Here is a 1931-nt window from a genome sequence, read left to right on the forward strand (position 1 = left end):
AGGGTTTTGGCGACGATGGAGTGGGTGTCGTTTTTGAAGTAGCGGCGGGCGGCTTGGCGGGTGTCGGAGAAGCCGAAGCCGTCTGCTCCGAGGGAGGCGAAGTCGTTGGGGATGAATTGGCGGATTTGGTCGGGGACGGCTTTCATGTAGTCGGACACGGCGATGACGGGTCCGGTGGTGCCTGCGAGTTGTTCGGTGATGAACGGGGTGCGGGTGGGTTGGCTGGGGTTGAGGAAGGCGTGTTCTTCGGCGGCGAGTCCGTCGCGTCGGAGTTCGTTCCAGGAGGTCACGGACCAGATGTCGGCGGCGACTCCCCAGTCGTCGTTGAGGATTCGTTGGGCTTCGAGGGCCCAGGGTACGGACACGCCGGAGGCGAGGATGTTCGCTGTGGGGCGGTTCGCGTCTCCTGTGGGGGCTTCGGCGAGGCGGTAGATGCCTTTGAGGAGTCCGTTGAGGTCCAGGGTTTCGGGTTCGGCGGGTTGGGTGATGGGTTCGTTGTAGACGGTGAGGTAGTACATGACATTTCTGTCCTCAGCGTCGGGTCCGTACATTTGTTCGAGGCCGTGGCGGATGATGTGGCCGATTTCGTAGCCGTAGGCGGGGTCGTAGGTTTTCACGGCGGGGTTGGTGGAGGCCAGGATGGGGGAGTGTCCGTCGGCGTGTTGGAGTCCTTCGCCGGTGAGGGTGGTCCGTCCTGCGGTGGCGCCGATGATGAAGCCGCGGGTCATTTGGTCTGCGGCGGCCCAGAAGGAGTCGCCGGTGCGTTGGAAGCCGAACATGGAGTAGAACACGTAGATCGGGACCAGGGGTTCGCCGTGGGTGGCGTAGGCGGTGCCGGCGGCGGTGAAGGCTGCGACGGCGCCGGCTTCGTTGATGCCGGGGTGGATCAGTTGGCCGGCGGGGGATTCTTTGTAGGCCAGGACGAGGTCGCGGTCCACGGAGAGGTAGTTCTGGCCTTTGGGGTTGTAGATTTTCGCGGTCGGGAAGAACGCGTCCATGCCGAAGGTGCGGGATTCGTCGGGGACGACGGGCACGAACCGGGCGCCGAAGTTTTTGTCCCGCATCAGGTCCTTCAACAAACGCACGAAGGCCATGGTGGTCGCGGCTTGTTGTTTCCCGGAGCCGCGTTTGGCGACGTCGTAGGATTTCGCGTCGGGGAGTACCACCTCGGTGTGGGTGCGGCGTCGTTCGGGGACGAATCCGCCCAGTTCGGCGCGGCGGTCCATCAGGTATTTGATTTCGGGGGCGTCCATGCCGGGGTGGTAGTACGGGGGCCGGTAGAGGTCCGCGTCGAGTTGGTCATCGCTGATGGGGATGCGGAGGTGGTCACGGAAGGCTTTGAGGTCTTCCATGGTCAGTTTCTTCATCTGGTGGGTCGCGTTGCGGCCCTCGAAGTGCGGGCCCAGGCCGTAGCCCTTGACGGTTTTGGCCAGGATGACGGTGGGTTTGCCCTTGAATTCGGTGGCTGCCTTGTACGCGGCGTAGACCTTGCGGTAGTCGTGCCCGCCGCGTTTGAGGCCCCAGATCTGCTCGTCGTCCAGGTCCGCGACCATGTCTTTGGTCTGCGGGGACTTGCCGAAGAAGTGTTCGCGGACGAACCCGCCGGATTCGGCTTTGTAGGTTTGGTAGTCACCATCGGGGGTTTCGTTCATGATCTTCACCAACGCCCCGTCGGCGTCGTTCTCCAGCAGGGTGTCCCATTCCCGGCCCCAGACGACCTTGATCACGTTCCAGCCCGCACCGCGGAAGAACGCCTCCAGCTCCTGCATGATCTTGCCGTTGCCGCGGACCGGTCCGTCCAGGCGCTGGAGGTTGCAGTTGATCACGAAGTTCAGGTTGTCCAGGTTCTCGTTCGCGGCGAGTTGGAGCAGGCCACGGGACTCGGGCTCGTCCATTTCCCCGTCACCGAGGAACGCCCAGACCTGCTGGTC

Annotated in this window: 1 protein-coding gene; it reads right to left on the bottom strand. The window is 63.5% G+C overall.

What is annotated here, in order from left to right:
* Window positions 1-1931, bottom strand: a 1931-nt coding sequence (gene aceE, locus GVL04_RS24035; protein ID WP_159709165.1) for a pyruvate dehydrogenase (acetyl-transferring), homodimeric type, incomplete at both ends; no start/stop codon positions are given.

The organism is Arthrobacter sp. 18067 (assembly GCF_902706295.1).
In the GTDB taxonomy this organism is placed as follows: Bacteria; Actinomycetota; Actinomycetes; order Actinomycetales; family Micrococcaceae; genus Arthrobacter.